The 24,928-nt window shown below is 60.5% G+C and carries 24 protein-coding genes; 15 read left to right on the forward strand and 9 right to left on the reverse strand.

Annotation, left to right across the window (positions count from 1 at the left end; genetic code table 11):
- Nucleotides 1-6 precede the first annotated feature (6 nt).
- The 5 genes from KVO92_RS16115 (at nucleotide 7) to pdxJ (ending at nucleotide 3,487) form a co-directional block, all read left to right on the forward strand.
- Nucleotides 7-384 carry a DUF4845 domain-containing protein gene (locus KVO92_RS16115; RefSeq protein WP_217476558.1) on the forward strand — a complete coding sequence of 126 codons (378 nt, stop codon included), beginning with the start codon at nucleotides 7-9 and terminating at the stop codon, nucleotides 382-384.
- Nucleotides 381-1,070 carry a ribonuclease III gene (gene rnc / locus KVO92_RS16120; protein WP_217476559.1) on the forward strand — a complete coding sequence of 230 codons (690 nt, stop codon included), beginning with the start codon at nucleotides 381-383 and terminating at the stop codon, nucleotides 1,068-1,070. Before KVO92_RS16115 ends, rnc begins: the two co-directional genes overlap by 4 nt.
- Entirely contained in the window at nucleotides 1,063-1,971 is a 909-nt protein-coding gene (gene era / locus KVO92_RS16125; protein ID WP_217476560.1) for a GTPase Era, read from the forward strand. The genes rnc and era overlap by 8 nt, the downstream gene beginning before the upstream one ends.
- Nucleotides 1,972-2,058: 87 nt before the next feature.
- Nucleotides 2,059-2,748 (forward strand): DNA repair protein RecO, encoded by a 690-nt coding sequence (recO, locus tag KVO92_RS16130; RefSeq protein WP_217476561.1) that lies wholly within the window; start codon nucleotides 2,059-2,061, stop codon nucleotides 2,746-2,748.
- Nucleotides 2,741-3,487, forward strand: coding sequence for a pyridoxine 5'-phosphate synthase (gene pdxJ / locus KVO92_RS16135; protein WP_217476562.1), 747 nt, complete (start codon nucleotides 2,741-2,743; stop codon nucleotides 3,485-3,487). Before recO ends, pdxJ begins: the two co-directional genes overlap by 8 nt.
- A 34-nt stretch (nucleotides 3,488-3,521) precedes the next feature.
- Here pdxJ and KVO92_RS16140 read toward each other — a convergent pair whose 3' ends face one another.
- Nucleotides 3,522-3,728: a DUF2905 domain-containing protein gene (locus KVO92_RS16140; protein ID WP_217476563.1), complete on the reverse strand. Its 207-nt coding sequence runs from the start codon at nucleotides 3,726-3,728 to the stop codon at nucleotides 3,522-3,524.
- A 35-nt stretch (nucleotides 3,729-3,763) separates the two neighbouring features.
- Nucleotides 3,764-4,657 (reverse strand): LysR substrate-binding domain-containing protein, encoded by an 894-nt coding sequence (locus tag KVO92_RS16145; protein ID WP_217477277.1) that lies wholly within the window; start codon nucleotides 4,655-4,657, stop codon nucleotides 3,764-3,766.
- A gap of 157 nt (nucleotides 4,658-4,814) precedes the next feature.
- Between KVO92_RS16145 and KVO92_RS16150 the strand changes: the two genes are divergently transcribed.
- Nucleotides 4,815-5,096, forward strand: a complete 282-nt coding sequence (locus KVO92_RS16150) for a hypothetical protein (RefSeq protein WP_217476564.1) — start codon at nucleotides 4,815-4,817, stop codon at nucleotides 5,094-5,096.
- Here KVO92_RS16150 and cmoB read toward each other — a convergent pair.
- The 4 genes from cmoB to lon form a co-directional block, all read right to left on the reverse strand.
- Nucleotides 5,093-6,055: a tRNA 5-methoxyuridine(34)/uridine 5-oxyacetic acid(34) synthase CmoB gene (gene cmoB / locus KVO92_RS16155; RefSeq protein WP_217476565.1), complete on the reverse strand. Its 963-nt coding sequence runs from the start codon at nucleotides 6,053-6,055 to the stop codon at nucleotides 5,093-5,095. The two genes, KVO92_RS16150 and cmoB, sit on opposite strands and share 4 nt — an antisense overlap.
- A complete protein-coding gene (cmoA, locus tag KVO92_RS16160) occupies nucleotides 6,052-6,795 on the reverse strand; it encodes a carboxy-S-adenosyl-L-methionine synthase CmoA (protein ID WP_336512647.1) in 744 nt (247 codons plus the stop codon). Before cmoA ends, cmoB begins: the two co-directional genes overlap by 4 nt.
- Nucleotides 6,796-6,892: 97 nt before the next feature.
- Nucleotides 6,893-7,288: a protease inhibitor I42 family protein gene (locus tag KVO92_RS16165; RefSeq protein WP_217476567.1), complete on the reverse strand. Its 396-nt coding sequence runs from the start codon at nucleotides 7,286-7,288 to the stop codon at nucleotides 6,893-6,895.
- 129 nt (nucleotides 7,289-7,417) lie between these two features.
- Entirely contained in the window at nucleotides 7,418-9,799 is a 2,382-nt protein-coding gene (lon, locus tag KVO92_RS16170) for an endopeptidase La (RefSeq protein WP_217476568.1), read from the reverse strand.
- 404 nt (nucleotides 9,800-10,203) lie between these two features.
- Here lon and KVO92_RS16175 point away from each other — a divergent pair, with 404 nt between their 5' ends.
- From KVO92_RS16175 to putP (KVO92_RS16185), 3 genes are all read left to right on the forward strand, one after another.
- Nucleotides 10,204-10,959 carry an AraC family transcriptional regulator gene (locus tag KVO92_RS16175; protein WP_217476569.1) on the forward strand — a complete coding sequence of 252 codons (756 nt, stop codon included), beginning with the start codon at nucleotides 10,204-10,206 and terminating at the stop codon, nucleotides 10,957-10,959.
- Between the two features lie 251 nt (nucleotides 10,960-11,210).
- Nucleotides 11,211-14,372: a bifunctional proline dehydrogenase/L-glutamate gamma-semialdehyde dehydrogenase PutA gene (gene putA, locus KVO92_RS16180; RefSeq protein WP_217476570.1), complete on the forward strand. Its 3,162-nt coding sequence runs from the start codon at nucleotides 11,211-11,213 to the stop codon at nucleotides 14,370-14,372.
- Between the two features lie 373 nt (nucleotides 14,373-14,745).
- A complete protein-coding gene (gene putP, locus KVO92_RS16185; protein WP_217476571.1) occupies nucleotides 14,746-16,230 on the forward strand; it encodes a sodium/proline symporter PutP in 1,485 nt (494 codons plus the stop codon).
- A gap of 120 nt (nucleotides 16,231-16,350) precedes the next feature.
- Here the strand turns inward: putP (KVO92_RS16185) and KVO92_RS16190 are convergent, their stop codons facing one another.
- On the reverse strand, nucleotides 16,351-16,575 hold the full coding sequence (locus KVO92_RS16190; RefSeq protein WP_217476572.1) for a DUF3203 family protein: 225 nt from the start codon (nucleotides 16,573-16,575) through the stop codon (nucleotides 16,351-16,353).
- Nucleotides 16,576-16,958: 383 nt separating this feature from the next.
- Here KVO92_RS16190 and putP (KVO92_RS16195) point away from each other — a divergent pair, with 383 nt between their 5' ends.
- The 4 genes from putP (KVO92_RS16195) (at nucleotide 16,959) to KVO92_RS16210 (ending at nucleotide 21,365) form a co-directional block, all read left to right on the forward strand.
- Nucleotides 16,959-18,443, forward strand: coding sequence for a sodium/proline symporter PutP (gene putP / locus KVO92_RS16195; RefSeq protein ID WP_217476573.1), 1,485 nt, complete (start codon nucleotides 16,959-16,961; stop codon nucleotides 18,441-18,443).
- Nucleotides 18,444-18,578: 135 nt separating this feature from the next.
- A complete protein-coding gene (locus KVO92_RS16200) occupies nucleotides 18,579-18,746 on the forward strand; it encodes a hypothetical protein (RefSeq protein ID WP_217477316.1) in 168 nt (55 codons plus the stop codon).
- 456 nt (nucleotides 18,747-19,202) lie between these two features.
- Nucleotides 19,203-20,609, forward strand: a complete 1,407-nt coding sequence (locus tag KVO92_RS16205; protein ID WP_217476574.1) for an alpha/beta hydrolase — start codon at nucleotides 19,203-19,205, stop codon at nucleotides 20,607-20,609.
- A 285-nt stretch (nucleotides 20,610-20,894) separates the two neighbouring features.
- Nucleotides 20,895-21,365 (forward strand): hypothetical protein, encoded by a 471-nt coding sequence (locus KVO92_RS16210; protein ID WP_217476575.1) that lies wholly within the window; start codon nucleotides 20,895-20,897, stop codon nucleotides 21,363-21,365.
- A gap of 490 nt (nucleotides 21,366-21,855) precedes the next feature.
- On the opposite strand, the gene KVO92_RS22675 is transcribed toward KVO92_RS16210, so the two are convergent.
- Both KVO92_RS22675 and KVO92_RS22680 read right to left on the reverse strand, forming a co-directional pair.
- Nucleotides 21,856-22,272: a hypothetical protein gene (locus tag KVO92_RS22675; protein ID WP_254621456.1), complete on the reverse strand. Its 417-nt coding sequence runs from the start codon at nucleotides 22,270-22,272 to the stop codon at nucleotides 21,856-21,858.
- Nucleotides 22,269-22,568, reverse strand: a complete 300-nt coding sequence (locus KVO92_RS22680; RefSeq protein ID WP_254621457.1) for a hypothetical protein — start codon at nucleotides 22,566-22,568, stop codon at nucleotides 22,269-22,271. The genes KVO92_RS22675 and KVO92_RS22680 overlap by 4 nt, the downstream gene beginning before the upstream one ends.
- Nucleotides 22,569-22,919: 351 nt before the next feature.
- Between KVO92_RS22680 and KVO92_RS16220 the strand changes: the two genes are divergently transcribed.
- Entirely contained in the window at nucleotides 22,920-24,116 is a 1,197-nt protein-coding gene (locus tag KVO92_RS16220; RefSeq protein ID WP_217476576.1) for a reverse transcriptase family protein, read from the forward strand.
- Complete coding sequence (locus KVO92_RS16225) at nucleotides 24,109-24,840, forward strand: retron Ec48 family effector membrane protein (RefSeq protein ID WP_217476577.1); 732 nt, start codon at nucleotides 24,109-24,111, stop codon at nucleotides 24,838-24,840. Before KVO92_RS16220 ends, KVO92_RS16225 begins: the two co-directional genes overlap by 8 nt.
- Nucleotides 24,841-24,928: the final 88 nt, after the last annotated feature.

Raw genomic sequence — 24,928 nt, forward strand, 5'->3', positions numbered from 1 at the left:
GTCGACATGAGTTTCGCTCGTTCGCAAAAAGGGCTGTCCATGCTGAGCTGGATCATGGTGCTCGCGCTGGTCGCGTTTTTTGCCAGCACCGCATTCAAGATGCTGCCGCATTACTTCGACTATATGTCCATGGACAAGATCATCTCAGGGGTGGAAAGTGAACCAGCACTGGAGATCCGCACTGTGCGAGATTTCTACGGTCATGTTCAAAAGGGGATGGAGGTGAACGGCATTCGCGATCTCGATCTTGAGAAAGCGCTGACTGTGGTCATCGAGAACAACGAGTTCAAAGTCCACCTGGATTACGAAAAACGCGAGCCCCTGATCCGTAACCTCGATCTGGTGGCGAACTTCGACAAAGAATATCGCCTAAGGATGCCGTGAGCACTTCGTTAGCCCGTCTCGAGCGTAGGCTCGGGTATCAATTCAAGGATCAGGAGCTCATGCTCCTGGCCCTGACGCATCGCAGCTATGCCGGACGTAACAACGAGCGTCTGGAGTTTCTCGGCGATGCCATCCTGAACTTCATCGCCGGCGAGGCGCTGTTCAGCCATTTTCCTCAGGCCAAGGAAGGACAGCTGTCGCGCCTGCGTGCGCGCTTGGTCAAAGGTGAAACGCTGGCGGTGCTCGCCAGAGGGTTCGAGCTAGGCGAGTACCTGCGCCTGGGGTCGGGTGAGCTGAAAAGCGGTGGATTCCGCCGCGAATCCATTCTGGCCGACACGCTCGAAGCGTTGATCGGCGCGATCTATCTGGATGCCGGCATGGAAGTCGCGCGCGATCGCGTACTCGCCTGGCTCGCTAACGAACTGGAAGGGTTGACGTTGGTCGACACCAACAAGGACCCGAAAACGCGCTTGCAGGAGTTCCTGCAGTCGCGTGCTTGCGAGCTGCCGAAATACGAAGTCGTGGCGATCCAGGGCGAGCCGCATTGCCGGACCTTCTTTGTCGAATGCCAGGTATCACTGCTCAACGAGAAGACTCAAGGGCAGGGTGCCAGCCGGCGTATCGCCGAACAGGTTGCCGCTGCCTCGGCATTGATCGCGTTGGGCGTGGAGAACGGTCATGACTGATGAACATCTGCAGGACGAAGTGAGCCGTTGCGGTTACGTGGCGATCGTTGGCCGGCCCAACGTGGGTAAGTCGACACTGCTCAATCACGTGCTCGGACAAAAGCTCGCGATCACGTCGCGCAAGCCGCAGACCACCCGCCACAACATGCTCGGCATCAAGACCGAGGGTGCGGTTCAAGCGGTGTATGTGGATACGCCCGGCTTGCATAAGAACGGCGAGACCGCGCTGAATCGCTACATGAATCGCACTGCCTCGTCCGCCCTGAAAGATGTGGACGTGGTGGTTTTCGTCGTCGATCGCACGCGCTGGACCGAGGAAGACCAGTTGGTTCTCGAGCGCGTGCAATACGTCGAGGGCCCTGTGATCGTCGCGGTGAACAAGACCGACCGCGTCGAGGACAAGGGCGAGCTGCTGCCGCATTTCGAGTGGCTGGCGCAACAGCTGCCGAACGCGGAAATCGTGCCGATCTCCGCGCAGCATGGACAGAATCTCGATGTGTTCGAGAAGCTGGTCGCCTCGCATCTACCGGAGGGCGAGCACTTTTTCCCCGAGGACCAGATTACCGATCGCAGCAGCCGTTTCCTGGCGGCTGAGCTGGTGCGCGAGAAAATCATGCGTCAGCTGGGTGCCGAAGTGCCTTATCAGATCACCGTCGAGATCGAGGATTTCAAGCAGCAAGGGCATGTTCTGCATATCCATGCGCTGATTCTGGTCGAGCGTGACGGGCAGAAGACAATCATCATTGGCGACAAGGGTGAGCGCATCAAGCGTATTGGCCAGGAGGCGCGCAAGGACATGGAGGTGTTGTTCGACTCCAAGGTCATGCTCAACCTCTGGGTGAAGGTAAAGAGCGGCTGGTCCGACGACGAGCGCGCGCTGCACTCGCTGGGCTACAGCTGATAGCGCGGCGCCCAGACGCGAGCGTAATAGCGGTCCAGCCGAGCGGGCTTGCCGCTTGCGTCGCCGATCTCCCAGTCCGAAAACGCCATGCCCCAGACCGCCTTCGTCCTGCATAGCCGACCCTACCGCGAAAGCAGCGCGTTGGTGGATTTCTTTACGCCCGAAGGACGCTTGCGCGCGGTGCTTCGTGGCGCACGGGGCCGGTCCGGCACCCTGGCCCGGCCTTTTGTGCCGCTTGACGTCGAGTTTCGTGGGCGGAGCGATCTGAAGTCCGTGGCGCGACTCGAGGGCGCCGGCCTGGCGTACTGGCTCGATGGCAATGCGCTGTTCAGCGGCATGTACCTCAACGAACTGCTGATTCGCCTGCTCCCGGCCGAAGACGCTCATCCCGCGCTGTTCGACCACTATGTCGCGACCTTACCGGCGCTGGCGGCCAAGCGGCCACTGGAGCCGATCTTGCGCGCCTTCGAATGGCGGCTGTTGACCGAGCTGGGATACGGCTTTGCCCTGGACAAGGATATCGATGATCAGCCGATTGCCAGTGCCGGGCTTTATCGACTGCTGCCTGATACCGGGCTCGAAGCCGTGGGGCAGTTCCAGCCCGGCCTCTTCAACGGTGCGGAACTCTTGGCCATGGCCGAGGCCGACTGGGAAGTGCCCGGCGCGCTGGCGGCAGCGAAAAGACTGATGCGCCAGGCCCTGGCGCCCCATCTAGGTGGCCGGCCACTGGTCAGCCGCGAACTGTTCATGAACATCAAGGAGGTCCCGCGTGACTGAAGCCAACCGAATCCTGCTCGGCGTCAATGTCGACCACGTTGCCACACTGCGCCAGGCGCGCGGCACCCGCTATCCGGACCCGGTCAAGGCCGCACTGGATGCCGAGGAGGCCGGGGCCGATGGCATCACCGTGCATCTTCGCGAAGACCGTCGTCACATCCAGGAGCGCGACGTGCTGATGATGAAGGACGCGCTGCAGACGCGAATGAACTTCGAGATGGGCGTGACCGAGGCGATGCTGGTCTTCGCCGAGCAGCTACGCCCGGAGCACGTGTGCCTGGTGCCGGAGACGCGGCAGGAGCTCACCACCGAGGGCGGCCTCGACGTGGCTGGACAGGAGGCGCGCATCCGTGAAGCGGTAGATCGTTTGACGGCCTGCGGTGCAGAGGTTTCGTTGTTCATCGACGCCGATCCGCGGCAGATCGAAGCCGCGGCGCGAATCGGTGCGCCGGCCATCGAGCTCCACACGGGACGCTATGCCGATGCGCATGGCGTTGCCGAACGCGCCTGCGAATTGGCGAGAATCCGAGACGGCGTCGAATCCGGTCTGAGCCACGGCCTGATCGTCAACGCTGGCCACGGCCTGCACTACCATAACGCCGAGGCCATCGCCGCGATCCGGGGCGTCAACGAGCTGAACATCGGCCACGCCATCGTCGCCCATGCGCTCTTCGTAGGCTTCAAGCAGGCCGTCAAGGAAATGAAGCACCTGATCCTCAGCGCGGCGGCGCGCGGCTGAGGGTTCGAGGCGATCCGCGCTGCGGCGGGTCGCCTCATCGTCTGAACAGATTCAGCACGACCGTCAGCAGCACGCTCAGGATGATCATCGAGGTGATTGGGATAAACGTCCGGCTGCGTTCCGATTCGATGCGGATGTCGCCGGGCAGCTTGCCGAACCAGCTCAGCAGGCCCGGTACGTAGTGCAGAATCAGACCGAGCAGAAGCAGCAGCAAACCCGCCGCGATCAACCATTTCGCCATTGTGCCCCCCGCTCTCGTATGCCGATGGTTAGCCGCTATTTGTGATAGGCAGCAAACGCTGCGATGACATGTCGGGACAGCACGTCCACCGCCTCGCTGCGACCAGCGGCGCAAAGCAATTTGATTTGATATTCACCCAGCGTTGGCAGGTTATCGCCTTCCTCCAGTCGCTTCAGCGGGGGTTTGATCAGGCTCAACGGATAGGGCGCCACCGCCAGGTCGGCGATCATCGCCGCCTCCTGGCCTGCGCATTGCTCGCTGGAATAGGCGATGCGATAGGCGCGGCCGGCACGGTCCAGTGCATCCAATGCCTGGCGTCGCCACGCGCACTCAGGCGTCGACAGGGCCAGTGGCAGCGGGTCACGCTCGACCGCGACGCCGCCCGCTCGGCCGGCCCACACCAGTGGTTCGCGGTGGATGACTTCGCCGCGTGAGTCATCCTGGCCGAGGTTGCCGACGCTGATGAGCGCAACGTCCAGCTCGCCGGCGTCGATGCGCTGGATCATGTCGACACTGCGGCCCACCGAGACATTGACCTCGATCCCCGGGTGAGTCCGGGCGAACAGCGACAGCAGGCCGGGCAGGATATGCGTGCCGATGTCCGCCGGGGTACCGAAGCGAACCCGCCCGTTCAGCGGCGGCAGGATGAATGCACTGACCGTCTCTTCATTGAGTTTGAGCAAGCGCCGCGCGTAACCGAGCAGCCGTTCGCCCTCATCGGTCAGCGCGATGCGTCGCGCCTCGCGAATGAACAAGGTGCAACCGAGCAGGGTCTCGAGCCGTTTGATCTGCATGCTCACGGCCGAGGTGGTGCGAAAGACCTGCCCAGCGGCGCGCGTGAAGCTTCCACTTTCGGCGATAGAGACGAAGGTGCGCAGCACATCGATTTCAAGCAGGGGCATTGCAGATTGGGGAAGCTCTTCGGGCATGCCGGGCATTGGCTTTCCTTCAATTTTTCTGAATCGACAGTTCTATTGTAGTCGTTTGTCTGAATCGTCAAGGACGCTCAAGCTGATTTTGCCGGCCACGAGTCGGTCGGCGGCACCGGGTGCGCCCATGCACCCCCCGCGAAAGCAGGAGGATGCCATGCGTCATTCTGAACAGCAGCAACGGGACGATCATATCGACGACCGCGCCCGTCCGGAGATGCCGGACTTCTATATGCCGGCGATGTGGCCCATCGAACTGCAGCAGGCGGTCATCGACTGGTTCGTTGCCTGGCGTAAACGGCGCCTGTATCGACGTCTGCTGATGCTCAGCGACCGGCAGCTGCGGATGCGCGACTTGAGCCGGCCGCGGCTCATCGAAAAACTGCAGATGCCGCTGAGGCAATTGGTCGACGAGCGGCGTTGCCAGCGTCAGCGCTAGGGTTTGCGTGCGACCAGGACGGCGCGCATCGGCGCTGGGAGCCCTTCGATGGTCTTGCTGTGATCCTCGGGGTCGAGGAAGTCGGGCAGCGACTGATAGCGCATCCAGTCGGTGCTGCGTTGCTCGCGGGTAGTCGTGATGCTGACGTCGACGCAACGAACGTCGACGAAGCCTGCGCGACGTAGCCAGCATTCCAGCGCGGCCACCGAGGGCAGGAACCAGACGTTGCGCATCTGTGCGTAGCGATCCTCCGGGACCAGTGCGGTGTGCTCGTCGCCCTCGACCACCAGGGTCTCCAGAACCAGCTCACCGCCCTTGATCAAGCAGTCCTTGAGCTCCAGCAGGTGATCGATGGGCGAGCGCCGGTGATAGAGGACACCCATGGAGAACACGGTGTCGAAGCCCTCGAGCTTCGCCGGCAGTTCTTCCAGTGCCATCGGCAGATGCCACACGGGCCGCTCCTGGAGGTAGCGCTTCATCGCATGAAACTGGCAGAAGAACAGCCAGTTCGGATCGATACCGACGACCGAGTCGGCCCCGGCGCCGAGCATTCGCCACATGTAATAGCCGTTGCCGCAGCCTACGTCGAGGATGCGTTTGCCGGTCAGGTTCAGGTGCGGCGACACGCGGTCCCATTTCCAGTCCGAGCGCCATTCGGTGTCGACATGCACACCGAATACGTCGAACGGGCCCTTGCGCCAGGGCGAAAGCCCGAACAGTGCGTCATAGGTAACGGCGCGTGTCGCCTCATCGCAGTCGGCCTCCAGCCGAAAGGCGTCGCGCAGCTCCACGGTGCTGGGCTGGATATCGGGCAGCGCATCCACGGCGCGCCGCCAGCGCGGCAGGTCGCCGTGCCCCACAGCGAGTTTGGCGTCCAGCTGTTGCTGCAGGCCATTGGCCCAGGCGGCCAGCGGAGTGCCGGCCAGGCGCCAGGCGAGGGGAGTCAGGTCGAGATTCATGGCAGGGCGATCAATGAGGCGAAGTTCAGGCACTGGAACCAGGGCACCACCTTGGAAAAGCCGGCGTCCAGCAAGCGCTGGCGATGGGTTTCCAGGCTGTCGGGTTTCATCACATTCTCGATGGCGCTGCGCTTCTGCGCGATTTCCAGCTCGCTGTAGCCGTTGGCGCGTTTGAAGGCGATGTGCAGATCGGTCAACAGCTGCTGCTCCTGGTCGTCTTCGAAACGCAGCTTTTCCGAGAGGATCAGCGCACCACCGGGCACCAGGGCCTGGCGGATGGCGCGCAGTAGAGCGGGGCGCTGCTGCGGCGGGATGAACTGCAGGGTGAAATTGAGCGCGACCAGCGAGGCAGGCTGGAACGGCAGGGCCAGCACGTCGGCTTCGATCACCTCAACCGGGAGCAGCTCCTGAAACATGGAGTCCTGCCCATGCAGATACTCGCGGCAGCGCTCGACCATCGCCGCAGAATTATCGACCGCGATCACATGGCAGTTGTCCGTCTTGACGTGCCGACGCAGCGCCTGGGTCACCGCGCCCAGCGAGCAACCGAGGTCATACAGGCAGGTGTGCGGCTGGGCAAATTGCGCGGCCAGCACGCCGATATTCTCGACGATGGTGGGATAGCCCGGGACCGAGCGCTTGATCATGTCGGGGAACACCCGCACCACGTCTTCGTTGAAAACGAAGTCCTGCGGCTGGGCAAGGGGCTGGGCGAACAGGCGGTCGGGTTCGTGGCTCACGGTAACGTCTGGGCAGGCAGAAAACAGGGGCGGCATTGTAGCGGAAAGCCGGCGCGACCGCTGGCGCCACAGGACAACCGGCCCGGTGCTGCGGAGGCTATTGCACCTCGATGCGGCAGTCGAACAGCCCGGCCGGCTCGCTGTCGGTTTCCCAGGGCCGCTCGTAGGTCAGGTAGAGCCGTCCGCTGCCCCGCTGATCGGCCTGAAAGCGCCAGGTCGAGATACCATCGCCGCCAACCAGGTCGTTCTTCGGTGAGCTGAACACCTCGGGGCCGAGGCTCTTCAGCTGTTCGCCGGATATTTCCCGGGCTTGCCAGCGGTAGCCTGTGGTCGGGTTGCTGGGCAGGCTGACGATCAGCTTCTGGCCCGGCTGCAGGGTGACCGGACACTCGGCCTCATCGCTTAGCGCGACGGTGCCGGACGGCGCGCTGGCGCAGCCAGCAAGCATCAGCAGCGGGACGAGTGACAGCAGTCGGGGCAGGGCGATAGGCATCGGCGTAGGCGGCTCTGGCGAAGTGGATGTGCATCGAACCATAAGGCGCCTGACGCCGATCGTAAAGCGTGCGCAACCCCGGTGTGGCCTCTGGCAGCGCCCCGAGAGCTCGAGCGCTGCCGCGGACACTCAGAACAAGACCTTGACCACGTCGCTGAAGCGCTTGGCGAAGTGCATCGTCAGGCCTTCTTTCAGGTAGTCCGGCAATTCCTCGAAATCGCCCCGGTTCAGTTCCGGAATGATCAGCTCGAAGAGCTTCAGCCGGCGCGCGGCGATGACCTTTTCCCGCAGTCCGCCGATGGGCAAGACCAGCCCGGTAAGGGTCAGTTCGCCGGTCATGGCCACGCCCTTCTTCGGTGCTTGATTACGCGCCAGCGACAGCAGGGCACTGGCCATGCTGATACCGGCACTCGGCCCGTCCTTCGGCGTAGCGCCTTCCGGCACGTGCATATGCACGAAGGCCTGATCGAAGAATTCCGGGTCGCCCTTGAATTCCTTCAGGTGCGAGTTGATGTAGCTGAAGGCGATCTCGGCCGACTCCTTCATCACGTCACCCAGCTTGCCGGTGAGCTTGAAGCCGCGGTTGAGCGTGTGGATGCGCGTCGCCTCGATCGGTAGCGTCGCGCCGCCCATGCTGTTCCAGGCCAGGCCGGTGACCACGCCGACTCCGGTAAGCAGCTGCTCGGGGTGCCAGAACGGCATGCCCAGGTAGCTCTCGATGTCCTTCGGGCCGATCTTGATGTTCGCCTCGGGCTCGTCGAGCAGCTTGACCACCGCTTTGCGCACCACCTTGCCGAGCTGCTTGTCCAGCTGTCGCACCCCGGCCTCGCGCGCATAACCTTCGATCAGGCTGCGAAGGGCACTATCGCTGATCGACAACCGCTTCTTCGGTACGCCGGCGCGCTCCAGCTGTCGTGGCCAGAGGTGGCGCTTGGCGATCGCCAGTTTTTCCTCGGTGATGTAGCCGGACAGCCGTATGATCTCCATGCGATCAAGCAGTGGTCCGGGGATCGAGTACAGCGTGTTGGCTGTGCAGACGAACAGCACCTTGGACAGGTCCAGGCGCAGGTCCAGGTAATGATCGAGGAAGCCGACGTTCTGCTCGGGGTCGAGGGTTTCCAACAGCGCGGAGGCCGGGTCGCCCTGGTGGCTGCTGCCGAGCTTGTCGACCTCGTCGAGCATGATCACCGGGTTCATGACCTCGACTTCTTTCAGCGCCTGTACCAGCTTGCCGGGCAAGGCGCCGATATAGGTCCGCCGATGCCCCTTGATCTCCGCCTCGTCGCGCATGCCGCCGACGCTGAATCGGTAGAACCGGCGGCCCAGGGATTCGGCGATGGACTTGCCGATGCTGGTCTTGCCCACACCCGGCGGGCCCACCAGCAGCACGATGGAACCGGCGATCTCGCCACGGAAGGCCCCGACGGCGAGGAACTCGAGGATGCGATCCTTGATGTCGTCGAGGCCCGCGTGATGAGCGTTGAGTACCTTGCGCGCGTGGTTCAGGTCGAGCTTGTCCTCGCTGTACTTGCCCCACGGCATGGAGGTGGCCCAGTCCAGGTAGTTACGCGTCACCGCGTATTCCGGTGAGCCGGTTTCCAGCACCGAAAGTTTCTGCAGTTCGTCGTCGATCTTCTTCTGCGCGGCGGGCGGTACGACCTTGCCTTCCAGGCGCGAGCGGAACTCGTCGGCGTCAGCGCTGCGGTCGTCCTTGGTGATGCCCAGTTCCTGCTGGATGATCTTCAACTGTTCCTTGAGGAAGAACTCGCGCTGGCGCTCGCCGATCTTGCGGTTCACTTCCCCGGTCAGCTCTTTCTGCAGCTTGGCGACCTCGACTTCCTTGCGCAGCAGCGGCAGGACCTTCTCCATGCGCTTGAGCACCGGCACGGTGTCCAGCACCTCTTGCAGTTCCGCGCCCGGCGCGGTGGTCAGCGCGGCGGCGAAATCGGTCAGCGGCGAGGGCGCGTTGGGGCTGAAGCGATTGAGGTAATTCTTCAGCTCCTCGCTGTACAACGGGTTGAGCGGCAGCAGCTCCTTGATGGCGTTGATCAGCGCCATGCCGTAGGCCTTGACCTCGTCGCGCGGATCTTCGTCGCTCTGCGGGTACTCGACTTCCACCAGGTAGGGCGGCTTGCGCCGCAGCCAACCGCGGATGCGCACGCGGGCCATGCCCTGTGCCACGAACTGCAGTTTGCCGCCTTCCTTGGACGCGTGGTGCACGCGGACCATGGTGCCGTGTTCGGGCAGGCTGTCCGGATCGAAGCTGGCCGCATCCGATGCCGGCGCCTCCATGTAGAACAGCGCCAGGCGCTGGTGCGGCGTCTTGGCAACCAGCTCCAGCGTCTCGGACCAGGGATCTTCATTGACGATGATCGGCAGTACCTGGGCCGGGAAGAAAGGCCGGTTGTGTACCGGAATGATGTACAGCTTGTCGGGCAGGTTCTGATCCGGCAGCACCAGACCCGTGGAGGAGAGGTCCTGTTCGAATTCCTGATGGATGTCGTCGTTCATGCGGCACCTGTTGCGAGTACGTGCTCTTTAGATGGGTATTGGACGAATGATTTCAATCCGATCATGGCCACGGGCGGGCGTCGCTACAAAAAAACGCGCCTCTCCGGTAGAGTGCGTCGATCTCTAGGGTCTGTTGACGTTTCGTACGCGGCCGCGCCGGAGCCTGTTTTAGCGCGAGGCAAGGCATGAGGAGGGACGTTTGGTTGTTCCAAATGAGCGACGAATAACGCCGCATCGCGCTAAAACAGGCCCGTCCCGAAGGGTTGCGCGGCAAATGGCGCCATGCGGCGTTGCGGAACTTGGCAAGGGAACAACCATTACCTGCGTCCCGCGCCTTGCCTGGCGCCATTTGATGCAGCAACGCGGCTCGCGACGAAACGTCAACAGACCCTAGGTACCCCGCCATGCTCAACGCCCGTTTGCTTCGCCTCGACGACAAGGCCCATGAACACGCGCACGACTACCACCAGTTGGTCCTGTCGCTGTCGGGTAGTGCCGAGTTCGAAGTGGACGGTTCCGGTGGCGAGGTCTGCCGGATGCGCGCCTGTCTGGTGCCCGGACATGCCGAGCACGAATTTGCCGGCAAGGGCGACAACCGTATGCTGATCATCGACCTGGATGATCAGGACATCAGCGACGACGATCCGCGTCTGCTCGCTCAACTGTTCGAGACGCCCCGCTATCCAGCCCTGGATGCCGACTTCCACAACTTGCTCAACTACGCCGGTGCCGAGCTGGCGCGCTACGGCAGCGATCCGCTGCTGGCGCGGGCATTGGGAGGCGTGCTTCTCCGGGCGCTGCACCTGCGGGTGTTTGGCGAGGCAAAGCGTCAGCCGAATGGCTCGTTGGATATCGCTCGGCTCGATGCCCATATCGAAAGCAATCTGGCCCGTCGCATCACCGTCGCCGAGCTCGCCCAGGTAGCCTGCCTGAGTCCCAGCCATTTCCACGCGCAGTTCAAGGACAGCGTCGGCCTGACCCCGCATCAATACCTGCTCAAGAGCCGCCTGGACCGGGCCACCCGCCTGCTTCGGGAAAGCCCGTTGCCGTTGGTGCGAATCGCCGAGGAGTGCGGTTTTTCCAGCCAGAGCGCATTGACCACGGCTACCCGCCGTTACCTGGGGCTGACGCCCAAGCGCCTGCGCAAGCACGACGAGTGACCACTCCGGCATGCACCATTCAGGTGCGCTGCTACCAAAATGACAGTATTTGAGCGCCGCTTTAGCGCATTTGCGTGACAGCCTTTTGACGGCCAGCAAACGCCGTAGTTTTCCGTAAAAATTCCGTAGCTTCCTGCAACAACGCAACGCGCCCCCGCCTTAGATTCGCCTACCCGTTCGGCAGCTGCTGCGTCTTTCGAGCGCAAGCACGCCGTGCCAGTACAACAACACTCCATGAGAGGAGCGGCGCGATGTTCAAAGCCGGTCAAGTCTTGCAGGGCGATTTCGCCAACCTGAAAGCCGCCGAATTTTTCCCCGCCATCAGCGCGAATTACAGCGTTGACGAGGCGGCCTACCTGAACGAGCTCTTGCAGCTGGCCGATCCCGGCGAAGCGGGTATCGACGCCATCCGTCGCGAAGCCCGCACCCTCATCGAAGCGGTGCGCGGTCGTGACAATGCCGTCGATACCCTCGATGCGCTGCTGCGCCAGTACAGCCTCGATACCCACGAAGGCCTGATGCTGATGTGCCTGGCCGAAGCGCTGCTGCGCGTGCCGGACTCGGCCACCGCCGATGCGCTGATCCGCGACAAGCTCAACGCCGCCGAGTGGGAACGCCACCTGGGCCAGAGCGACAACGTGCTGGTCAATTTCGCCGCCTGGGGTCTGGTGATGACCGGCAAGGTGGTCGATCCGGAAAACGCTGACGGCCGCCCCAAGAATGTCATCGGCCGGTTGATCAAGCGCTCTGGCGAACCGGTCATCCGCGCGGCGATGAACCAGGCCATGAAGCTGATGGGCAAGCAGTTCGTGCTGGGTCGGACCATATCCGAGGCGCTGAAGAACGGTCGTCCCGAGCGCGAGAAGGGCTACACCTATTCCTTCGACATGCTCGGCGAAGCGGCGTTGACCGCCGAGGATGCACGCAAGTATATGGCTGACTACCGCCAGGCCGTGGAAATTGTCGGGGCCGAACCACAGGTCGGCCCAGGCCCGCGTCCGTCGGTGTCGATCAAGCTCTCCGCGTTGCATCCTCGTTATGAAGTGGCCCAGCGTGAGCGCGTGCTCACCGAGCTGTTCGCCAACGTGCGCGAACTGGCGATCCTGGCGCGTCGCCTGGATGTCGGTATCACCATCGACGCCGAAGAAGCCGACCGCCTCGAGCTGTCGCTGGAGCTCTATGAAAAGCTCATGCGCGACCCGGCCATCGCTGGCTGGGGCGAGTTCGGCCTGGTGATCCAGGCGTACTCCAAGCGCTGCCTGCCGGTCCTGGTGTGGCTGACTTTGCTGGGCAAAGAGCTGGGCGCGCGGATTCCGCTGCGGCTGGTCAAGGGCGCCTACTGGGACAGCGAGATCAAGCAGTGCCAGGTTCAGGGCCTCGACGGCTACCCGGTCTACACCCGCAAGGAAGGTACCGACACCTCGTACCTGGCCTGCGCCCGCTACTTGCTGTCCGAGCAGACCCGCGGCGTGATCTACCCGCAGTTCGCCAGCCACAACGCCCATACCGTCAGCTGCATCCTGTCGATGGTCGGCGAGTTGAAGACGCCGCGTGAATTCGAGTTCCAGCGCCTGCACGGCATGGGCGATGCGCTGTACGACACGGTGATCGAGAAGTACCGCAAGAACGTGCGCATCTACGCGCCCGTCGGTGCTCACAAGGATCTGCTGCCGTACCTGGTGCGTCGCCTGCTGGAGAACGGCGCGAACTCCTCGTTCGTGCACCAGCTGGTCGACCCGCGCGTACCGGTCGACAGCCTGATCGATCACCCGGTCACCCAGCTGCGCCAGTTCAAGACCCTCGGCAACCATCGCATCCCGCTCCCGCCGGCGCTGTACGGCAACCGGACCAACTCGCAAGGCATCAACATGAACATCCAGACCCAGTGGAACGAACTGTCCAGCGCCTACCAGACCTTCCTCAACCGCCAGTGGCAAGCCGCCCCGGTGATCGGCGGGCAGACGCTCATCGGTACCCCGCACAAGGTCCATTGCCCCTATCAGCTCAGCCAGGAAGTGGGCACCGCCCAGTTCGCCACCGCCGAGCAGGCCAAACAGGCCATCGACGGTCTGGCTGCTTACTGGCCGCGCTGGAATGCCACGCCGATCGAACAGCGCGCGCAGATCCTCGAGCGCCTCGCTGACCTGCTCGAAGCCAACCGTGCCGAGCTGATGGCCATGTGCACCTTGGAAGCGGGCAAAACGCTGCAGGACGGCATCGACGAAGTCCGCGAAGCAGTGGATTTCTGCCGTTACTACGCGCTGCAGGCGCGCCTGAAGCTTGGCCGTGAAGAACTCAAGGGCCCGACCGGCGAGCGCAACGAGCTGTTCCATGAAGGGCGCGGCGTGTTCGTCTGCATCAGCCCCTGGAACTTCCCGCTGGCGATCTACCTCGGTCAGATCACCGCGGCGCTGGTCGCCGGCAACACCGTGCTGGCCAAGCCGGCCGAGCAGACCAGCCTGATCGCTGCCCGTGCACTGGAACTGATGTTCGAAGCCGGCCTGCCGAAGGAGGCGATTGCCTTCCTGCCAGGCGACGGCGCCACGCTGGGCGGCGTGTTCTGTCGCGATCCGCGTGTGGTGAGCGTGTGCTTTACCGGTTCTACCGACACGGCGCGCATCATCAACCGCCAGCTGGCCGAGAAGGAGGGCGCCATCGCGGCCCTGATCGCCGAAACTGGCGGCCAGAACGCCATGATCGTCGACTCCACCGCGCTGCCTGAGCAGGTAGTCAAGGATGCCGTCGCCTCGGCGTTCACCAGTGCCGGCCAGCGCTGCTCGGCCCTGCGCGTGCTCTACGTCCAGCGCGACATCGCCGACCGCGTAATCGAGCTGCTCAAGGGTGCCATGGCCGAGCTCAAGGTCGGCCCGACACACCTGCGCGAAAACGACCTCGGGCCGGTGATCGATGCCGAAGCCCGCGAAGGCCTGCTGGCGCACATCCAGCAGCTCAAGGGCGAAGGCAAGCTGATCGCTGAAGCCAAGCTGGCCGGCAGCCTGAATGGGCATTTCGTGGCGCCGGTGGCATTCGAGATCGGCAGCATTCTCGAGCTGAAGAAGGAGCAGTTCGGTCCCGTACTGCACGTGGTGCGTTTCGATGCCGCGGACCTGGAGAAGGTCGTCGCCGACATCAATGCCACCGGCTACGGCCTGACGCTCGGCGTGCACAGCCGCAACGAGGAAACCGCCGAGCGCATCGAAGCGCTGGCGCGGGTCGGCAACCTCTACGTCAACCGCAACCAGGTCGGCGCTGTGGTCGGTGTGCAGCCGTTCGGCGGCTGTGGACTGTCCGGCACCGGCCCGAAGGCGGGCGGCCCGAGCTACCTGCTGCGCTTCGTCAACGAGCGCACCACCTCCACCAACACCACGGCGGTCGGCGGTAACGCTTCCTTGCTGTCGTTGGTGGATGACTAACGGAAGGGGGCTTGGGCAGGCCTGACGGCCTGCATTCGCCGCGGGTCGCGGCTCCCACAGGGTAAGCGGCGTGCACTGCGGTTTTTTGTGGGAGTCCCGACCCCGGGACGAAGCGGTGGGCACCGAGCCGACGCCATTCGCCGCGGGGTCGCGGCTCGCACAAGGTTGCATTCAGATCGCGGTACCCAGATTCACCCCGACAGCTCCGGCGATCGGATTACAACAACAATCAGAACAGTCGGCGGATCGCTCTTCCGCCACTGATGGGTCCGGTTGGACCCGTCCCGGTGATGGCGCCATCCGCCGTCGCCCTCTGCCAGGTGGGATCGCGAACACCCTCGCGCCCATCAACAACAACTAACGAGGGAACAAAATGAGCATCAGTACACCCACCTTGATCACCTTCGTGATCTACATCGGTGCCATGCTGTTGATCGGCTTCATCGCCTACCGTGCGACCAAAAACTTCGACGATTACATCCTCGGCGGACGTAGCCTGGGCAGTTTCGTCACGGCCTTGTCGGCCGGGGCATCGGACATGAGCGGCTGGCTGCTGATGGGCCTGCCGGGCGCCATCTACGCGGCAGGGCTGTCGGAAAGCTGGATCGCCATCGGCCTCGTCGCGGGCGCCTGGCTGAACTGGCTGTTCGTCGCCGGCCGCCTGCGCGTGCACACCGAACGCAACAAGAACGCCCTGACCCTGCCGGATTACTTCTCGCACCGTTTCGAGGATGAAAGCCGCCTGCTGCGCATCTTCTCGGCGCTGGTCGTGCTGGTGTTCTTCACCATCTACTGCGCCTCGGGCGTGGTGGCTGGTGCGCGCCTGTTCGAGAGCAGCTTCGGCGTGCCTTACGATCTGGCGCTGTGGATCGGCGCCGCGGCGACCATTCTCTACGTGTTCATCGGCGGCTTCCTCGCCGTCAGCTGGACTGACACCGTGCAGGCGACGCTGATGATCTTCGCACTGCTGATCACGCCGGTGTTCGTGATCCTGGCGCTGGGCGACATGGGCGCGGCGATGGACACCATCGAGACGCTGAAACCGGCCGCCTTCGACATGTTCAACGGCCTGTCCTTCGTCGCGATCATCTCGCTCCTGGCTTGGGGCCTGGGCTACTTCGGCCAGCCGCACATCCTGGTGCGCTTCATGGCGGCCGACTCGGTCAAGACCATCCCCAACGCCCGCCGCATCGGCATGGCGTGGATGATCCTGACCCTGGCCGGTGCCGTGGCGGTGGGCTTCTTCGGCATTGCCTACTTCGCCGGCCATCCTGACCAGGCCGGCCCGGTAACCGAGAACGGCGAGCGCGTGTTCATGGAGCTGGTGAAGATCCTGTTCAACCCCTGGGTCGCCGGTGTGATTCTTTCCGGTGTACTGGCGGCCGTCATGAGTACCCTCAGCGCTCAGCTGCTGGTCAGCTCCAGTGCCCTGACGCAGGACTTCTACAAGGCCATGCTGCGCAAGAATGCCTCGCAGACCGAGCTGGTCTGGGTCGGCCGCGCGATGGTATTGCTGATCGCGTTCATCGCCCTGGGCATTGCCTCGAACCCGGACAGCAAGGTGCTGGGCCTGGTGTCCTACGCCTGGGCCGGCTTCGGTGCCGCCTTCGGTCCGGTGGTGCTGATCTCGCTGCTGTGGAAGCACATGACCCGTAACGGCGCACTGGCCGGCATGATCGTCGGTGCGGTCACCGTGGTGGTCTGGAAGCAGTTCATTGGTCTGGGCCTGTACGAAATCATCCCGGGCTTCATCCTGGCCAGCATCGCCATCGTGGTGTTCAGCAAGGTCGGCCAGAGCGCGTCGCCGGCCATGATCAAGCGTTTCGAAGACGCCGAAAACGAGTATCAGGGCCGCTAATACCTCCGCCCGTGAACGAGAAACCCCGCTGTCGGCGCGCCGGCAGCGGGGTTTCTTTTTGCGCGCTGCCAACACGGGTCGGCTTCGGCGCGTGCGACCTCAGCCGCCGTCGCCCCAGCGCTAGTCGTCCGCGATCAGGTTCTCGCGATCGTCCTTGGCACCCGCGGCAATCAGGTGCTCGGCCATGTCCTCGGTGACATGGGTGCTGTGGCCGTCGATATGGGCCATCGACATGCGGGCCGCCGGATCGGTGCTGACCCGAACGTCCGTGATCGCGCTGCGGTACGTGGTGCCTTCGAGCGTGGTGGAGCAGGTGCCGGTAGCGGTATCGATGCTGACTGACATAGCGGATCTCCTTGGGCTGCGATGGGCCGCCGATACGGGCGGCTATAGTCATTGAGACAGCCGGGGTAGCGATCCGTTTGGCCGTGACGACGACGCGCCGGCTATTCGCCGCGATGTAGGCTTCATCGAGGGGTCTGGGGCGATGGCATCGGTGATCTGGGCCGTGCTCTTCCTGGCGGGGTAGACGCAAGGCAAGCAGCGCCGCTTGCGGTCATGGACCGGATGGTCCAGCCGCTCGTGGCTGCGGTGTTTGTCTGCCGTCGATGGCTGGCCAATGCCAGGGCGCCGAAACCGCCCGGTCACGAGCCAAGAGCCCGTAGAGCCGCTATCCTTACTGGTTAAGCCGGGCCGTGCCCCGGCAGCACAACAAGGAATAACTAATAATGAATGTGTCTACCCCAACCCTGATCACGTTCGTGATCTACATCGTGGCGATGATTCTTATCGGTTTCACCGCCTACCGAGCCACCAAGAACTTCGACGACTACATCCTCGGCGGTCGCAGCCTCGGCAGCTTCGTAACCGCACTGTCCGCCGGTGCGTCGGACATGAGCGGCTGGCTCCTGATGGGCCTGCCAGGGGCCGTGTTCGTCGCTGGTCTGTCGGAAAGCTGGATCGCCATCGGCCTGATCGCGGGCGCCTGGCTCAACTGGCTCTTCGTCGCCGGGCGCTTGCGCGTGCACACCGAGCACAACCACAACGCTTTGACCCTGCCAGACTATTTCTCCCATCGCTTCGAAGACACCAGCCGCCTGCTGCGCATCTTCTCGGCGCTGGTGATCCTGGTGTTCTTCACCATCTATTGCGCCTCCGGCATCGTCGCCGGTGCGCGCCTGTTCGAATCGACGTTCGGCCTGCCCTACGACACGGCGCTGTGGGTCGGCGCGGCGGCGACCATCATTTATGTGTTCGTCGGCGGCTTCCTTGCCGTGAGCTGGACCGACACCGTGCAGGCGACGCTGATGATCTTTGCGCTGCTGATCACGCCGCTGTTCGTCATCCTCTCGCTGGGCGATATGAGCACCGTGATGGATACCATCGCCGCGCAGGATCCGTCGAACTTCGACATGTTCAAGGGCCTGTCCTTTATCGCGATCATTTCGCTGCTCGGCTGGGGCCTCGGTTATTTCGGCCAGCCGCACATCCTGGTGCGCTTCATGGCGGCCGACTCGGTCAAGACCATCCCCAATGCCCGCCGCATCGGCATGACCTGGATGATCCTCACCCTGGCTGGCGCCGTCACCGTGGGCTTCCTCGGTATCGCCTACTTCGCGGACAACCCGACCCTGGCTGGCGCGGTCACCGAAAACGGTGAGCGTGTGTTCCTGGAACTGGTCAAGCTAATGTTCAACCCCTGGGTCGCCGGCATCATCCTCTCCGGGGTCCTGGCGGCGGTCATGAGTACCCTCAGCGCCCAATTGCTGGTCAGCTCCAGCGCCCTGACCCAAGACTTCTACAAGGCGTTTCTGCGTAAGGGCGCCTCGCAGACCGAACTGGTCTGGGTCGGTCGCGGCATGGTGCTGCTGATCGCATTGATCGCCATCGGCATCGCCTCGAATCCGGACAGCAAGGTCCTGGGGCTGGTGTCCTATGCGTGGGCCGGCTTTGGTGCTGCCTTCGGTCCGGTGGTGCTCATTTCGCTGGTCTGGAAGCGTATGACCCGCAACGGCGCGCTCGCCGGCATGCTGGTGGGCGCCATTACCGTGGTCGTCTGGAAGCAGTTCATCGGTCTCGGGCTGTACGAAATCATCCCCGGCTTCATCCTCGCCAGTATTGCCATCTACGTGGTCAGCCTGATGAGCGAAGAGCCAGCGGCGTCCATTCAGCAGCGCTTCGAAGCAGCTGACGCGGAGTATCACGCCGGTTGAGTGAGGTGTCGTCCGTGGCGTTGCCGGCCGGTGATGATGTTGTGGACCTGGTATCTGTCGCCCGTTCGCGCGGCGGTGGATACTAGCCTTAAGGCGCCAGGCATTGGCGTCCCCGGGAAATTGAGGAGTATTCCAATGAACGCGCAATCCATGATGACTCGCACCGCGGCTGTGGTACTGGCGGCACTGTTGATGACTGGCTGCAGCCTACGCTTGCCGGGCATCGGTATCGATATCGGCGACGGCGGCGGCCATGGCGGGCATCACTGCCCGCCGGGCCAGGCCAAGAAGGGCAATTGCTGATACGGGCGTAACGCGGCGGGCTGAGCGATAGTCGCGCTCGGTCCGCTTGCCACCCATCGACCCTCACCTGGCGGTGCCAGCCGCACCTTTCTCGTATGGCCATTCGCGCCGCTGCCGCTACGGCTGGCTTTCCCAATATCTCACTCGGCCTGGGCCAAAACTTTCGCTCATGCGAGTAGGTTCCGCAGGAGGGCAGGGCTGGCCGAACAGCGCGCCTTACCTCGCCACAAGACCACAATCCCCGCACATCCAATCCAGCCCTGACCGGCTTCATAAGCCAGACGGCAGCCGTGACATTCTTGAAACGGTGGTGCCGCTCATCTCTCGAACAGCCGCCGCTTTTGACAGGTCGTAACTTTCTGCCACGGTTAGTCGCAGTGCGCGTAGTGCTTGGCGGCCAATCCGGCAAAGCTCGCATCGCTAGAACAACAACAATAAACAACTGAGGAACCACCCATGCTTCCAAGCAAGTTGGCTTCAGCCTGCACGCGTGCCATCGCCGGCGTCATGCTGGTAGGTACTATCGCAACAGCGACCGATGTCCAGGCACGATCGAAGCCGATCAAGCCGCCGGTATCCGGTAGCGAGGTCCGCCTCCAGGATTCGCGCACCTTCGTGCCGGTCGTCTCGCCGTTAGCCCCCTTCCCTGGCTTGCCCAGCGAGCGCTGGAGCGGCATCTATCAAGGCGCTTCGTACCAGATCGAAGTGCCGCCGAACTGGAACGGCATGCTGATCATGTATGCCCACGGTTATCGCGGTACCGGGCCGGAACTGACCGTCGGACCGCCGCCGATTCGTCCCTGGCTGCTGCAGCAGGGCTACGCCTGGGCTGCCTCCAGCTACAGCAAGAACTATTACGATGTGCGCGCCGGTATCGAAGACACCAACGCCCTGGCACTGGCCTTCAGCGAGCTGACCGGCAAGGCGCAGCCGTCGAAGATTTACATCACCGGCCACTCCATGGGCGGCCATGTCGCCGCTGCGGCAGTGGAAGCTGAGACCTACGCCACGGCCAACAATCCGGTGCGCTACAGCGGCTCGGTGCCCATGTGCGGCGTCACGGGCGATGTCTATGAATTCGAATACCTGATGAACTTCACCTTGGCCGCGCAACATCTGGCAGGGCTGGGCCCGACGGGCTTCCCGGCGACGGACTTCCAGGCCAAGCTGCCGCAGATCATCGGCACGCTGTGGGACAGCTACCCGACCGACCCGTCGGCCCAAGGCGAGAAGCTCGAAGGTATCGTGCGCGAGCTCAGCGGTGGTGAGCGGCCGATCTTCGCCGAGGGCTTCCGTACCAGCCTGCAAAGCGTCGTGCTGGGTACCGGTGGGCGTGATGGCTCGGTGGACGGCATTCTGGCCGACTCGCTCTCCGGCAATCTCACCACCCGCTATCAGTTCGATACCAGCAAGGCTATGTCCCGCGAAGAGCGGGCATTCAACGACTCGATCATCCGCGTCATCGGCCATCCGCCGGCCAACAGCATCCGCCCGGACGGCCTGCGCTGGATTCCGGTGGTGAATGGGCAGTTCAACGTCCCCGTCGTCAGTATCCACACCCTGGGCGATCTCTACGTGCCGTTCAAGCATGAACAGATCTACCGCCGCAACGCGCTCGCCAACGGCAACGGCGACCTGCTGGTGCAACGCGCCATTCGTGCACCCAGTCACTGCGACTTCACCTATCAGGAGCAGGTCGAAGCGATGGCGGACATGCTGCGTTGGGAGCAGGAGGGCATCAAACCGGCAGGTGACGAGGTGCTGAACCCGCGTGTGGTCGCTAATCCGGCGTACGGCTGCCAGTTCACGCGTAACGACGGCACGCAGAACCGAACAGCGCTGCCCGCATGCCCGGGTAGTTGATATGCCGTTCTAAATAAAAAGCCCTTGCGCATGCGGGGCTTTTTATTGGGAAGGAGAAGGGAATCGAACCCTTTTGCTTGGTGTGTCGTTCCGTCTCAAAGCGTGTCGTTACGAGGATTTCTGGCGTATCGCCTGCTCGTTTCAGCGCAGTGCGTCACAGTGATTTCGACACTTTATCGACACTTTCCTACCGTCACTAGCGTGTGACAGTGGCAGGACGTATCTTTCGCGTCGCACAGTATGCACTGCCACCAAGGAAGAAAAATGCTAGCTCCTAGGATTCCGATGCTTACGATCGTGATGGTCATTGTCGGATACGTTGTAGGACTCGTTCCGTTTGTCAGCGAGTCGTCATTTTCAAACTTTACACCGTTGTCAAAGCTCGTGGCAGCAAATATTAGTTTGGCTTGTGCGGCAGGCTTGAATCTCGCAATTTTGCTGAGCGCAATCTCTGCAACTATTTATTCCGTTTTCAGCAAAGATGAAACGGTAGAAGTATTTGAGTGGTACGGCTGTTTAATCTTCGGTGGTTCGATGGCTGTGTTTTGCTACTGGGTGATGGTGTCTGGCTATCTATTTGTGTCATCGGCGGGTGGGGCAAGTCGCCAGACACGGTTTCTTTACTCCGTTTTGGAGGTTCCAATCGCTTTGTATATGGCAAGCGTATTGTGCCTTGTGATGGGTAGTCTGGGGCTGTATCTGGTGGCGAAGGTGCCAATTCTCTTGGTGAAGAATTTTCTTCCGGTGAAAAGCTAAGTGGCTAGCCAGAGCTGGTTTTCCTAGAGCAGGCAGCCGAAACCGAAAAAGCGAATACCCACATAAAAAGAAAAAGAAATAACGAGGCGCCGAACCAATCTAAATACGTAGCCATAATCATGGCTACTCCGTGGTATTTCGTACCTTCGCTCGCTGGTAAAAGGCCTAATGATGCCAGAAGGGAGGGAAGCGAAATGATTAATAAGAATATGCGTCCTCTCCTTGGGATTGAAATCGACGTGAATCCATGGCGTCGGATTAAGATTATCGCTATTGGTAGTAAGGCAAGGTGGGTGATTGTAATTGCGGTAACTAGCCTGCTATTTTCGGTTAAATTACTTATATGTGTGTAAGGATTGAGGCTGTCTATTTGGCTAGGGATTATGGAAGACAAGAGGTGGCCTAGCACTATACCGATCACAAGCCATGCAATAGTGATGTGAGAGAGATATTTCGAGTAGGTGACTTTTCTAACTGCTGTAGGCATATATCACGGAAAGTAATTGTTTTCGGCAGCACATGCCGGTTGGTATCGGCTGCACATCTGCTTGAAGGTAACCTTCGCACCTTTACGGCAATCGCGGTAGACCAGGGAGCCGCGTTTGTAGTTTTGACACACGCTACTGAAGTCGATCTGGTCGTTTACAACCGTCCACTGGAACTGGCCGCCGACGCGCTGCTTGTTATGGCCGTTCTCCCAGCTCCAGTTGCTCATGTTCATCTCACGGCTTTCTGAGCGCCCCTGAGTGTTGCTGGATGAACTGGAAGCGTAGTAGCGGGCCGGTGGTGGTTGCATCGTGTTGGCGACAGGGCGGGGGGTGTAGTTTTCGTCGCTGAAAGAGGTTTGCTTGCGTTCTATCGTGCGCGCCGAGGCCTCTTCGAACCATTCGATTTCAGCCTGGGTCAATTGGCGTTGCCCTTTTGCTTCAGGTGCCGCTGATGGTTCTGGAGCGTCGTATGCGCCAGTGAAGGTCGGCTAACTGGGTGGTCGGTTTCAGTTGGCTCTTGGTTGAACCAGGTCTTGCCTGAGACATTAGAGCCCGACTTGATCTGGTTGATATCCTGCGCAAGAGGCTCTGCGAACATAGCCGCTAACCCCAGCAAGACCACCGATCCGATACCCAAGATGGCTACGAAACGCCATGGGCTGTCTTTTCTCTTGCCGCGTAGGTATTCCGGGGCGTCTTCCCAGTCCGATCTCATGCCGCCTCCTTGCGTTAAATTAGGTGCAAATTAAACAATCTGACCCATTGTCCATTTTCATTGTTGAAGTCGTGACAGCGTCATGATAGCGTTCGGCTAGCACAAGCGTACCGCTTGTTTGCTGCAACTGATAGCTTAAAAATGCATCGACTTCGCTCTTAACAGAGCGCTTGCTGTTTGACAGCAAGCATCTGGGGCACGGACGGCACGATCCGCTTCCTAGAGTAGCGACAGACGGTAGGTTAGCCATAGGGGGTTTGGCTGGATCGGCGCACTGCGTCAGTGAAAGCAACATACCCCCTAGCGCTCTATTGTATGAGCTGGCGACACCTACACTTATCGAGGATGGGCATGAGAAGGAGTTCTGCACACCGAGCATTTAAGGTGGCCAGTGGCTCTATCTCAAATGTTGAGAATCTGGCGGCTGCCTTAGGTCTTACCACCCTTCATTTTGAGAAGCTGTGGGAAATACCTGAAGAGCTTCGCTATTCATCTAAGACGATTCCCAAACTTTCCGGTGAACTCAGAGAAGTCCACAATCCGTGTCGGGAATTGCGCATAATTCAAAGAAGAATCAACACACGTATCTTCTCTAACCCCGATGTTGTGAAGTGGCCGAGTTATCTTTATGGTTCTATTCCGAAAGGAGATAACCCAGAAGATGAATTTAATAGCCGGGACTATGTTGCTTGCGCAAAGTTACATTGCCGGGCTAAATCAATCCTGAAGCTAGATATTAAAGACTTTTTTAGTAACGTCCATGATGATCTGGTTATGGGGGTTTTTTCTGAGGTATTGAAGTACCCTGACGTGGTTTCGCAGGTGTTAACTAGGGTTTGCACTTATAAATCTAGCCTGGTTCAGGGCGCTCTTACGTCAAGTTATCTGGCGATGTTAAGTCTGTATGGTGCTGAGGATGACTTGGTTCATCGGCTCCGTAAGAAAAATTTGATCTACACCAGATTTGTAGACGATATAACCATATCCTCCAAAGTGGCAAACTATGATTTTTCCTATGCTGCTCGATTAGTCGAGCAAATGCTCGTTGAGAAAGGTTTGCCATTAAATACTAAGAAAACTATCACGCAGTATGCGTCTCTTGCTCCGTTGACAGTCCATGGTTTGAGAGTCTGCTTTGCAGAACCCCGTTTACCCGCAGACGAGGTGAGGCGAATTCGGGCTGCGGTGCAGAGCATAGAGATAGTTGCCAAGGAAAAAAACTACCGCCAAACGTATCCTTATCGAAAGGATTTCAACCGCTGCATGGGTCGGGTTAATAAGCTGGCTAGAGTTGGGCATAACCAGCATTCTAAGTTCATTTCCCGTTTACATAAGATCCTGCCGCTGCCTTCAGCTAGAGAGGTTGAATATGTTAAGGCCGCTACCTTAAAGCTAGAAAGCCTTTATGCTACCAAGCGTGAAAGTTTTTGGTATAAGAAGCTATATTACCGGGTTGGTGACAGGCTTAACTTAGTTGGTCGTAGTTTTCCGAATTTAGCTAAATCGTTGCGCGAGCGACTAAGGGAGGTTAAACCAGCTTATGAGTAAGGTTTCTGACTTTCTTAAAGAACATACAGGTGTCGCCATAGTAACTTTGGCTGCCGTGCTGGTTCTTTCGATAGGCTTTGCTGTTTCGCTAACTATATTTCTTGCAACTCTATTCGGCGAAAAGCTTTACGATTTTGATTTTTGTTTGACTAGCTCGTGTGTGAAGTTTTGGACAAAAAAGAATGAGGCAGTTTTTGATATTCTTTTTTCGACGGGGAATATAATTGCTGTACTTATAACTCTGGGTGGTATCGTAGTTGCATTGTTTAGCTATCTGAATTCGGTTCAGAGCTCAAAGCTCGCCAATCATCTTGCACAGTTGACTATTTTTACTGAGTATATTCGCTGTGAGATAGAGAAAAGGCCTAGAATTACTAATTCAGATGTTGATGTTTTGAAGTGGTACAATATTTTATTTAAGAATTCCAGCTCTGGCTCGTTTGATGTGTCTGACGAATATCAAGCTTTGCTTCAGCAGATTAATTCGAATATTGATTTATCAAATCATCGGTACGAAAACGTTGATGCGCATCGTTACGAGTACAAGCATCATCAAAAAACGATGATAGATATATTCGATAATTTCGGCATAAAAATGAGCCGTCTGCCTAGAATCGATTTCAACGAAGCTGAAAGTCAAGTGCTTGATCTGATCTCTACAGCCAACCGTTCGTTTTGCCGGTCATTAGAGAGTTTCGTATTCAAAGAGAGACGGTATCACTGAGCTTTTGCCGTTCACTCTACTGGTCAGAAGCCGATCCAAAGACTACTGATGTCGCTCCAATCGACCTGATAACCGGCCTGTGATAAAC

It is taken from the genome of Stutzerimonas stutzeri, from assembly GCF_019090095.1.
Lineage (GTDB): Bacteria > Pseudomonadota > Gammaproteobacteria > Pseudomonadales > Pseudomonadaceae > Stutzerimonas > Stutzerimonas stutzeri_AN.

Excerpts from the sequence above, each read along its gene's own strand:
- KVO92_RS16190 (WP_217476572.1), bottom strand. The coding sequence starts at position 16,575 with ATGTCAGTCAGCATCGATACCGCTACCGGCACCTGCTCCACCACGCTC.
- lon (WP_217476568.1), bottom strand. The coding sequence starts at position 9,799 with ATGAACGACGACATCCATCAGGAATTCGAACAGGACCTCTCCTCCACG.
- KVO92_RS16165 (WP_217476567.1), bottom strand. The coding sequence starts at position 7,288 with ATGCCTATCGCCCTGCCCCGACTGCTGTCACTCGTCCCGCTGCTGATG.
- KVO92_RS16150 (WP_217476564.1), top strand. The coding sequence starts at position 4,815 with ATGCGTCATTCTGAACAGCAGCAACGGGACGATCATATCGACGACCGC.
- cmoB (WP_217476565.1), bottom strand. The coding sequence starts at position 6,055 with ATGAATCTCGACCTGACTCCCCTCGCCTGGCGCCTGGCCGGCACTCCG.
- KVO92_RS16220 (WP_217476576.1), top strand. The coding sequence starts at position 22,920 with ATGAGAAGGAGTTCTGCACACCGAGCATTTAAGGTGGCCAGTGGCTCT.
- KVO92_RS16200 (WP_217477316.1), top strand. The coding sequence starts at position 18,579 with ATGAACGCGCAATCCATGATGACTCGCACCGCGGCTGTGGTACTGGCG.
- KVO92_RS16115 (WP_217476558.1), top strand. The coding sequence starts at position 7 with ATGAGTTTCGCTCGTTCGCAAAAAGGGCTGTCCATGCTGAGCTGGATC.
- era (WP_217476560.1), top strand. The coding sequence starts at position 1,063 with ATGACTGATGAACATCTGCAGGACGAAGTGAGCCGTTGCGGTTACGTG.
- KVO92_RS16225 (WP_217476577.1), top strand. The coding sequence starts at position 24,109 with ATGAGTAAGGTTTCTGACTTTCTTAAAGAACATACAGGTGTCGCCATA.
- KVO92_RS22680 (WP_254621457.1), bottom strand. The coding sequence starts at position 22,568 with ATGAGATCGGACTGGGAAGACGCCCCGGAATACCTACGCGGCAAGAGA.
- KVO92_RS16210 (WP_217476575.1), top strand. The coding sequence starts at position 20,895 with ATGCTTACGATCGTGATGGTCATTGTCGGATACGTTGTAGGACTCGTT.
- putP (WP_217476573.1), top strand. The coding sequence starts at position 16,959 with ATGAATGTGTCTACCCCAACCCTGATCACGTTCGTGATCTACATCGTG.
- KVO92_RS16145 (WP_217477277.1), bottom strand. The coding sequence starts at position 4,657 with ATGCCCGAAGAGCTTCCCCAATCTGCAATGCCCCTGCTTGAAATCGAT.
- KVO92_RS16140 (WP_217476563.1), bottom strand. The coding sequence starts at position 3,728 with ATGGCGAAATGGTTGATCGCGGCGGGTTTGCTGCTGCTTCTGCTCGGT.
- putA (WP_217476570.1), top strand. The coding sequence starts at position 11,211 with ATGTTCAAAGCCGGTCAAGTCTTGCAGGGCGATTTCGCCAACCTGAAA.
- KVO92_RS16205 (WP_217476574.1), top strand. The coding sequence starts at position 19,203 with ATGCTTCCAAGCAAGTTGGCTTCAGCCTGCACGCGTGCCATCGCCGGC.
- putP (WP_217476571.1), top strand. The coding sequence starts at position 14,746 with ATGAGCATCAGTACACCCACCTTGATCACCTTCGTGATCTACATCGGT.
- recO (WP_217476561.1), top strand. The coding sequence starts at position 2,059 with ATGCCCCAGACCGCCTTCGTCCTGCATAGCCGACCCTACCGCGAAAGC.
- KVO92_RS16175 (WP_217476569.1), top strand. The coding sequence starts at position 10,204 with ATGCTCAACGCCCGTTTGCTTCGCCTCGACGACAAGGCCCATGAACAC.